Source organism: uncultured Paracoccus sp., assembly GCF_947496875.1.
In the GTDB taxonomy this organism is placed as follows: domain Bacteria; phylum Pseudomonadota; class Alphaproteobacteria; order Rhodobacterales; family Rhodobacteraceae; genus Paracoccus.
Map to the genome: position 1 here is coordinate 20,056 of NZ_CANMEH010000027.1, position 9,138 is coordinate 29,193.

The 9,138-nt window shown below is 65.7% G+C and carries 8 protein-coding genes; 2 read left to right on the forward strand and 6 right to left on the reverse strand.

From position 1 onward, the window contains the following. Positions 1-582 precede the first annotated feature (582 nt). Positions 583-1,653 carry a LysR family transcriptional regulator gene (locus Q0938_RS17360; protein WP_299365067.1) on the reverse strand — a complete coding sequence of 357 codons (1,071 nt, stop codon included), beginning with the start codon at positions 1,651-1,653 and terminating at the stop codon, positions 583-585. On the opposite strand from Q0938_RS17360, the gene Q0938_RS17365 reads away from it, so the two are divergent. Next, positions 1,652-1,999 carry a cupin domain-containing protein gene (locus Q0938_RS17365; protein WP_299365058.1) on the forward strand — a complete coding sequence of 116 codons (348 nt, stop codon included), beginning with the start codon at positions 1,652-1,654 and terminating at the stop codon, positions 1,997-1,999. The genes Q0938_RS17360 and Q0938_RS17365 overlap by 2 nt on opposite strands. Before the next feature lie 168 nt (positions 2,000-2,167). Here Q0938_RS17365 and Q0938_RS17370 read toward each other — a convergent pair whose 3' ends face one another. From Q0938_RS17370 to Q0938_RS17390, 5 genes are all read right to left on the reverse strand, one after another. Then, on the reverse strand, positions 2,168-3,604 hold the full coding sequence (locus tag Q0938_RS17370; RefSeq protein ID WP_299365059.1) for a c-type cytochrome: 1,437 nt from the start codon (positions 3,602-3,604) through the stop codon (positions 2,168-2,170). Between the two features lie 16 nt (positions 3,605-3,620). After that, the gene (locus Q0938_RS17375; RefSeq protein ID WP_299365060.1) at positions 3,621-4,757 is read right to left on the reverse strand and encodes a lipocalin-like domain-containing protein; all 1,137 of its coding nucleotides are present in this window, start codon (positions 4,755-4,757) and stop codon (positions 3,621-3,623) included. Between the two features lie 970 nt (positions 4,758-5,727). After that, positions 5,728-7,035 (reverse strand): HlyC/CorC family transporter, encoded by a 1,308-nt coding sequence (locus Q0938_RS17380; protein WP_299365061.1) that lies wholly within the window; start codon positions 7,033-7,035, stop codon positions 5,728-5,730. Positions 7,036-7,555: 520 nt separating this feature from the next. Next, a complete protein-coding gene (locus tag Q0938_RS17385; RefSeq protein ID WP_299365062.1) occupies positions 7,556-8,002 on the reverse strand; it encodes a hypothetical protein in 447 nt (148 codons plus the stop codon). A 6-nt stretch (positions 8,003-8,008) separates the two neighbouring features. Further along, positions 8,009-8,440 carry an ABC transporter permease gene (locus tag Q0938_RS17390; protein WP_366942779.1) on the reverse strand — a complete coding sequence of 144 codons (432 nt, stop codon included), beginning with the start codon at positions 8,438-8,440 and terminating at the stop codon, positions 8,009-8,011. A gap of 164 nt (positions 8,441-8,604) precedes the next feature. Between Q0938_RS17390 and Q0938_RS17395 the strand changes: the two genes are divergently transcribed. Further along, positions 8,605-8,982, forward strand: coding sequence for an alcohol dehydrogenase catalytic domain-containing protein (locus tag Q0938_RS17395; RefSeq protein ID WP_299365063.1), 378 nt, complete (start codon positions 8,605-8,607; stop codon positions 8,980-8,982). Positions 8,983-9,138: the final 156 nt, after the last annotated feature.

Sequence of the window (9,138 nt, forward strand, 5' to 3'; positions counted from 1 at the left end):
GCGGCGACGGGGCGGGCACGCGCGCGCTGGCGGCCCGGGCGCTCCGGGTCGATGCCGCCGACGGGGCAGAGGCCGCACTCGCGTCGGCCGACAGCCTTGTCGGCCGGAACCCGCGCGTGCAGCTCCGCCTCGCTCGGGTTCCCCGGGACCTTCCGCACGGCCGCTGGCAGCGTATCCTGGTTTCGCGGCACTCGCCTACTACCTCCCACCTCACGAGATCGCGGCGCTGGCCATGCGCTGGTCGTCCGCCTCGCACCCGGGGGGAGCTGATTTCCGTCCACCATGCTGATTTCCGTCCACCATATCGTTCGCTCCGCTGACGCAAGGACGCCGCCCGGTCGCGCTCCTTCATCGCCATCTCGCGCCGGAACTGGGTCGAACCATGGTCCGCGACGGTCGATACATCGTCGCGCGCTGGCGCCGAACCCAGTCCTGAACCACGGCAAGGCACGACCCGAACGAGGCCGATATGCTTCCCGATCTCGCCCAAGGCGACCCTCGGTCTCGGACGATCTGACTCATTGGGGAAGGGCAGTCGGACGTAGTCGATCCCAAAGTTCCTTTCGATCCGCGACATGCCTGCTACCCGATCAGCGCCTTCCGCAGCGCCGGGACATCTTCGAGGACCTGATCCACGAAGGCGGCGACCCGCGGTGTCTTTCGCAGATCGGGTGCTGTCAGGACGTACCAGCTCCGCGTCAGCGCCTCCACCGGCGGCAGAACCTGGATCAGGTCCTCGTCGGCGTCCCCGAGTGTCGTCGGCAGCGGCGCGATGCCGACCCCGGCCTTCACCGCCGACAGCGTCCCAAGCATGCTGTTGTTGCGGCTGACGATGCGGGCATTCGGCACGGCCACCGGCAGCCACTTCGCGACGCGGTGGTTCGTCATGATGCCGTCGAAACCGATCAACGCATGGTCCGCGAGATCGGCAATGTCGGCCGGACGGCCATGCTGCTGGACGTAGCTCTTGCTGGCGTAGATCGCCCAGACCGAGTCGCAGATCTTTCGGCCCACCAGATTGTCGTCGACCGGTTCGCCGGAGCGGAACGCGACATCCGCTTCGCCGCTGCTCAGGTCGAGGTAGCGGTCACTGGTGACGAACTCCACCTGCAGGCCAGGATAGCGCTCGTGGAAACGGTCGAGAAGTCCGGTCGCAACGATGCGGGGGACCGTCGGCTCGGGGCAGGTGAGACGAACGACGCCCTGCAGATCGCATTTCATTGACCGGATCTTCTGTTCGAGATTCCTGACCGCCGTTTCCACCGCAAGAACATGATCGATGAGCGCCTCTCCAAGCTCAGTGAGACGGTAGCCGCTGGGGTGGCGCTTCATCAGCGTCAGGCCGATCGCGGTCTCCAGCTCCAGCAGGCGGCGATGGACCGTCGACTGGTTCACCCCAAGGGTCTTTGCTGCGGCGAGCGTGCTTCCCTGCCGCGACACGGCGATGAGGTGGCGCAGGTCATCCCAGTGGAACATGGCGCCATTATGCATTTCTGCGACGCGGTTGGACAGAGTTGCTGCTGCCGCGGGGAAGGGCGCGCGGGTAGTCTGACCACAGGAGAGGGAGGCAGACATGCACGAGAAAACTGACGTCCAGACGATGACGGCCGGGTTGACCGTCGGCGTGACGCGCAGCGCACAGGACAGCGGCATGGCCAAGCTGACCCCGCTGCACCGGGAACGTGTCGCGGGGCTCCCAACGAGCGCCGAACAGGAGGTGCGGGTGCTCCATGCGACCTTGCTGCCGGGCGATGTAACGCCCCATCATTCACATCGGTTCCCCGTCACGGTCTACATGCTCGAGGGCGCGTTCACGCTCGAGCTGGCGGACAGGGACCCGGTCGTGATCGCGGCGGGACAGGTCTATGTCGAGCCGGCCGGCGTGAACATGACCGGGCGCAACCAGGGCGATGTCCCCGCGCGGATGGCGTTGTTCTACGTCTGCGAACCCGACGCGCCATTTGCCGACCCGGTGGGCCCGGAGGCGGGCGTGCACTGACCGGCTGTCGTGCAGAGCCCCTGACCGATAGGTGACGAGCCCCTGGATCGCAGACGCGCTCGAATGGCGTCTCACCCCGGTCAGCGAGGAAACGCTTCGCCAGGACAGCGGAGCGTTTTCTTCGAACAACGACCCCGCGCATGGAGTATCCGGGCGCGCTACAAAGCGTCAGAGCGACTTGAGATATTCGAGCACTTGGCGGCGCTGCTGCGCGCTCAGGTCGTCGCCGTATCTGTGACCGCCGTTGCCGTAGCCGGGCAGGGTGGTGTCGTAGATCTGGACCCGCTCCGCCGGCCCGGCTGCGGCATTCTTGCCTGCCTCCAGCACCTCGTGACGCCAGCCCATCTGCTCTGCGTCATAGGCCGCGCCCGCGGCGTGGCGCCAGTAGCGGGGGCGCAGCCGGCTGTCGAGCAACGCCGCGAGGCTCGGGACCGAGCCGTTATGCAGGTAGGGTGCCGCCGACCAGATCCCGTCCAGCGGCGGCGCAATGTAGCCCCGGGCCGGTGCTGCGCGAACAGTCCCGTCATGGGGCGAGCGCGCCACCCATTCATAGAAGCGATCGAGGCTGCCGTTGGTCATCGTCTCGGCGTAGGTCGGGTCCGTCCCGATCCGGTCGAGCGGGATCACCAGGTTGGGATAGTCCGGGGTCGCACCATAGGTGCCGTGACACCTCGCGCAGTTCTCTTCGAAAACCGTCCGGCCTTCCGCCGCCAGATCGGTGTCGATGTCCCCCGGAAAGGCGGGCGGCTCGAGGTTCTCGAGGAAGGCGCGGATGTCCGGGGCGTAGCTGTCGATCCTGCGCAACTCCTCCACCGTGTCGGCGCAAAGAAGTGACGCGAACAGCATGTATCGGGAGTGATCGCCGCGGCCGATGGTCGTGTAGAACATCGCGTTCTTCTTGCCCATCCACCACCATGGTGGCGTGCGCAGCGGCACCGGCGTTTCCGGCGGCGGATCGAGGAGCGGGGTGGGGGACCACGCCATCGTCGCTGGGTCGCGGTGCGCCATCAGCGCCCAGCTCAGATTGGTGGCCGGGTTCATGCCCACCGTCGAGGTCCGAATGTAGGGGGCGATGCCCTCGACCCGGTCGGCCCAGTGCTGCCACGCGGCAGTCTGTGCGGGACCGCGGACATATTGGCCCACCTGGGTGACCAGGCTGCGCGGGTCCGCGGTGAAATCGGCGAACGCATTCCCCAGGCCCACGACCACCTCGTCACCGATCCGTGCCGCATGACACACTAGGCAGTTGTTCGATACGATCTCGACCCCGTCGGCGTTGACGTGAGCCGTCAGGTAGTACGGCAGTTCCGCATTGCGGCCTTCACGGCCGGGAAGCAGGTCGGCGGGATCGGTCTCGGGCGCAAGCCGGAGCCAGGCCTCATAGGGCATCCCGCAGCTGACATAGGGTTGGTTGACCAGGGCATGATATCCCGCGGCTGGGTCGCCAGGCCGTTGTTGGGTCGCCAGAACCTCGCCGGTGGGCGAGCGGTAGCCCGCCGTGTCGAGGCCCGATGAGGAGGGCATGAATCCGCCCAGCCAGGCAATCGCCAGCCCGGCCGCGAGCAGAGCGACCGCTGCGCCGCCCATGACGACCCGGCGCTTCATGGCACTGTCCATTCCATCAGTTCGCATATCCCGTCAGCTGCAATGTACCCAAACCGGCCACCGGCTTATTACCCCGCCGCCCCTGCGCCCGTACCAGACCCGACCAGATCCTGCCCATGAAGGCGTGCTCCTGCGCATCCGTGACGGGGGTGACATCGAGTTGCAGATCTCCCAACCGGAGCCGCCATTCGACCGGCCAGGCGGCTTCCTCGCCTTGCCAGCGACGCCCCAGTTCCACATGCGCCGTGTCGTCGCTGAAAGCGAGCGTCGCGCCGGCCGTATCGATCACGAGCGCCTCCACGGTGGGTACACCCGAACCGTCCACTCGGCGCGACCGGATCACCGACAGCTCCGACCCGTCGTCAAGCTGCAATTGCAGCCGGTCCGATGCCACCGGCGTGGCGCCGGGGATCGGCAGATCGCCCCAGAGTTGCTCCACCCACGCTACTCCGGAAACCGACTGCGGGCCTGCCTGGGTCTCCACGGTGCCTGTCGCGCGCAGCCGGGTGAAGGCGTAGCCCCGGAACGGTGCTGCGTCGCCGGCGATCAGAAGGGGATCCTTTTGGGCCACCAGGTTCAGCTCGATCCGGATGTTGCCGGGACCCGTGTTCAGCGTCCACTGGTCCGAATCGAGATCGGCCGGGAACTGGAGCGACCAGTTGTCGAGGCGTAGTTCCCTCCGGCCCTCATCGTATCCGGCAAGCCCTGCCATGCCGCGACCGAACCGCTCCTCCGCCTCGATGTCCCCGCCAGCCGCCGCCGCCAGCACGACATGACCGCGGAACAGTTCCCGAGCATCCCAGGACGATGTCGGTGGCGGCGCATCGGGGCCGGCGAGACCGATGCGGAAAAGCTGGAACTGGACTCCGACGGGTTCGTCCTGTTCGTCCTCGAGATGCGCCGAGACCTGCCACACCTCCGTGCGTGCCGCGAGGTGCGTAGCATGATCCGCCGGCAGCTGCAGTTCCCAAGGACCCGACAGCCGGTCGAATCCGTCCACCGCGGCGTCCGCCGCAGCCAAGATCCAGTCGGAGCCCTGCGGCGGCGCAGACTGGATCGCTTCGGAGTTCCGCGCCGCAGAGACAAGATATGCTGCGGACCCTGCGGAAATCGCCATCACCACGCCGGCAACGCCCCAGCCGCGCGGCGTCACGTCAGTCCCCTCCTGCTGCGTCCGAGAGTCTGATCCACAAGAGCATCCCGCAGAGGTGCGCCGTCATCACCGTCAGCCTTCACCTGCCGCGCGCGCGGCGAGATGGTACTCCAGACCATGACGGTTCAGTCTGTCAGGTCGGCCGGAGACCAAAGCCGTCGAATCGCCGAGCGGGGTCCAGCCAAGTATTGCGACGAGGTTAAACCAGTTTCGCGTTCCACGGGACTCATTTGGATCTGCTCATTGCCGTCGGTCGCTCGTATCCACGTCGGTTTCCGGTTCGTCGGCATCGCCTTCGCTCGCCGGTGCGTCGGATGGGCTCGCTGCAACATCCGGCTCGTCCTGCGCCGGACCCCGCCAGTGAGATCATGGACGTCCACACGGGGATCAAAGCCGAGCGGCGCGCTCAGAGTACGCCTTGATCTTGAACGGAATGCTGAAAGGGGCTTCCCTTTGATTCCGCAGAGTCGAAGAGCGAAAAAGCTGCGTCAGCCGTCAAGGCGCTCGCCCGCTTCCTTGTGTCGAAGATGAATACTCCGATCGAAGTTTAGCGGGCGCGGAGCCGCACTGGTCGAGCTTTCCAGCACGTTCCACCTCAGCGATCCCCGAAGCGTCGATGACGGCAGCGCTCCTCGGCATCGAAGCGGATCTCGTTGGTGGAGGCGAAGCCGTCGGCGACGATCTGCGCCCCAGTTCGTCCAGCACCACGACATAGCCACGACGCCGATCTCGAACTTGGCGATGCCGGCAGCCGGTGAGATCGACCGGCAAAGATATCGAGCGGCCACAGGACCGAGTCGGCCAGCGCAGACCAACTATCCGCGACGTCAGGCAAGTGTGGTCCGCGTTGGAGGCGCTATAGAAGTGGACCCATTCGGCCGCTAGGCAGGAGTCGTCTTCGGCCAAGGTGAGCGCTTGGCGCAGCCCGTGGCGGAACATGCCTCACGCCGCGGCCGGTTATACCGGAAATCTACCGAGCAGACGCCCGCACCAGCAGCTTCGTCACCCGGGTGCGATCGCGCTCCAGCACCTCGATCTCGTAGCCGCCGATCTTGAATGCTTCGCCTTGCTCAGGAATGCGGCGGGCGAACTCGATCACTAACCCGGCCACGGTGACGGCATCGTCCTCGGGCAGATCCCATCCGCGGGCGCGGTTCAGTTCCCGGATGCTCGCGTTCCCGGCGACGGTGACGTTGCCATTCCCCTCCGCCAGCACCATCCCGCTGCCTGCCCGGTCATGCTCGTCGGTGATGTCGCCGACGATCTCCTCGACGATATCCTCCAGCGTCACCAGGCCCCGCATCGCGCCGTATTCGTCGATCACCACCGCCAGGTGCGTCTTGCTCTTCATGAACGCGTGCAACTGATCGTCCAGGCTTCTCACGTCCGGAATGAAGAAGGGCTTCATCGCGACCGAGGCCACATCGAGCCTCTCCAACGCCGCCGCGCCGTCCTCGCGAAGGCTGGCATGCATGGCCCGCGCGAGATCCTTGGTGTGCAGGACGCCGACGATGTTCTCGGGCGATCCCTGCCACAGCGGAATCCGCGTGTGTGTGGATGCCAGGACTGCGGCGATGATTTCGGTCGGCCGACGGTCCACGTCGATCATCTCGACGTCGCGGCGATGGGTCATGATCTCGTTGACGTTCCGCTGCGCCAGATCGAGCGCCCCCAGCAGGCGATCGCGGTCCGCCGTCTCCACCGCACCCTCGTAGTGATGGAGGGCGATCGCACCCGCGATCTCCTCGTGCGCGGCGAACGGATGGGCATCGGCCGCCTGCACGCCGGCCATGCGCAGGATCGCCTGCACCACGACCTGGACTACCGTGACCACTGGTGCCCCGATCCGCACGACGAAGGTCATGATGCCTGCCACCCGGCGGGCCATGGTCTCGGCGTTGGTGATCGCGTAGGTCTTCGGCAACACCTCCGAGAAAATGAGCACGAGCGCTGTCATGACCAAGGTCGCGACCGCGACGCCGCCCTCGCCGAAGACGACAGTGAAGAGCACCGTGGCGAGCGAGGCGGCGAGGATGTTGACGAGGTTGTTGCCGAGCAGGATCGCGCCGATCAGCCGCTCCTTGTCGTCCGTCAGCCGCAGAGCCCGTTGCGCGCTCGCATCGCCGCGCTCGGCACGCTTGTGAAGCTGGCCGCGGTTTGCGGTGGTCAGCGCCGTCTCGGACCCCGAGAAGATCGCCGAGCAGATCAAGAGAAGAAGGATTGCGATCGTCGTTCCCGCTAGAAACGGGATCGACGTGGCTTCGGTGGTGGCATCCATGCGTCCGGATCCTGGAAGTGGAGCGGTGCGCCTCCGCTTGCATCGTGTGCGCTGAGCGGGATGTCTATCAGCGCGATGCCGGAGTCAGAAGGGGCGTAGTCTTCTGCGACCCGGCTAGCGGGAACCACGTAGACGAGCGGCTCACCGGGTTTTTCGCGGTCGGCTCGTTGCAGAAGGATTTTCTGGAAGAAGCCGTCCGGACTGAGCGCGCGCATCTCGGTCTGGCGGATGCGGAGGATGTGAAACCCTGCGGAAATCTCGCCGGACACGTTTCTAAGGAGAGCGCGACGAACAGAACTCCTGCTCGCAACAGAGCAGAAAGACCGTCACATTCCCAGGAGGACCGGTGCCTCGATCACCTCCGAGCGCAATGTGCTCCAGACAGTGCGCATCAAGACCGCACGAAGACCGCGGGCGCTGATCCGGGAGGGAGCGGGACACGATAATGCAGCTTTTTGCCATCAAGACTCCTGATCCGACCTCGCTCGACGTGTTCGCATCGGCGCCCGCAGGAGCATCCTTAGGAAAATGCTGCGTCGCTTCCGGGAGACCGACATATCCTACGCTCTGTCGCTGTTTCAGACGGCCATGATCGCGGCATCCCGACCCGCACGAAGATGGACTGCATCCCCACCCCCAGCACCGCGGCCGGCACGACCATGGGTAGTAGGAACAGGGTCTGGATCTTGCCCCTGAGCCCCATCCCGGTCGATCTCAAGCCAAGCGCCGCGAGTGTTCCCAACACCGTTGCCAGGATGGTCGTGCTGCCGGCGATTATCAGGCTGTTCATGATCGACCTGTTCCAGACGCTGTTTACCACCAGTTCTTCGAACCAGCGCAGCGAGACGGAGGGGATCGGGTAGGTCAGGAATGCGCTCGACGTAAAGGCGAGCGGCAGGATGACCAGCAGTGGCGCGACCAGGAAGAAGACGACGAGGGCGGCGAAGATGGCCTTGACGTGGTTCATCGCGCGTCACCTCGCCTGGTGCGGATCGCGTGAAAGGCGGTTGTACAGCGCGTAGAGGATCAATGTGAGGGCCAGCAGTATCACGCCAAGCGCAGCGGCCATGCTCCAGTTCGCGGACTGGGTGGCGTAGAAGGCGATGACCGAGGAGATCATCTGGTCCTGCGCACCGCCCACCAGCGCGGGCGTGATATAGTATCCGATGGAGGTCATGAACACGAGCAGCGCGCCCGAAATCACGCCCCGCAGAGACAACGGCAACAGCACCCGCAGGAAGGCTCGGACAGGGTGGGCGCCAAGCGAGGCGGCGGCGCTCATCAGATTTCCGGGAACGGCCAGCAGCACCGAATAGATCGGCAGCACCATGAACGGCAGCAGCACATGGGTCATGGCGATAATGACGCCCGCGCGGTTGTATATGAGGAGAAGCGGCTCGGCGATACCTTATCCCCAAGAGCTCTAACCGGCACAGGCGCTCTACATCCCCAGATCGCCAAGCTTCGCGCCTCGTGGTGCGGTTGCCCGAACTCGAGTAGCTGGAAACCACATGGAAGCCGTCATGCTGCACCAGCGCGGAATCGCGGGACCGCGGCTCACGCAAGTCGATGCGCCAACCCGGGGCGGCGGGCAACGTTCTGGTCCGGATGCTGGCCGCCGCGATGAACCGCGCCGATCTCTACATGCGCGATTCGGGGGCGGGCATCTCTCACGAGTTGCCGCTGATCATGGGTGTGGACGGGGTGGGCGAGGTGCTGGAGGCAGATGAGTGGTCGCAGATGCAGCCCGGCGATCGCGTCATCCTCTATCCCTACGATTTCTGCGGCCGCTGCCGCTACTGCCGTGCCGGCGATCAGCCGCTCTGCCTGCGCGCGCGGATCTTCGGCGAACATGTGGATGGCACCTTTGTTGAGTTCATGTCGGTGCCGGACCGGGCGTGGTGCGCTGTCCCCCGCAGCCGACGTCCGGCAGGCTGCTACCCTTAGTCGACGAGATGGAGCGGGATGGCGAGATCAACGCCATCGTCCTGACGGGATCGGACAAGGCCTTCGCCGCCGGCGCCGACAGATCACCTTCGACAGGCCCGAGGCGATGAACTCGATCGATCGGGCGACCCATACGGAGATCACCCGGATCTGGCG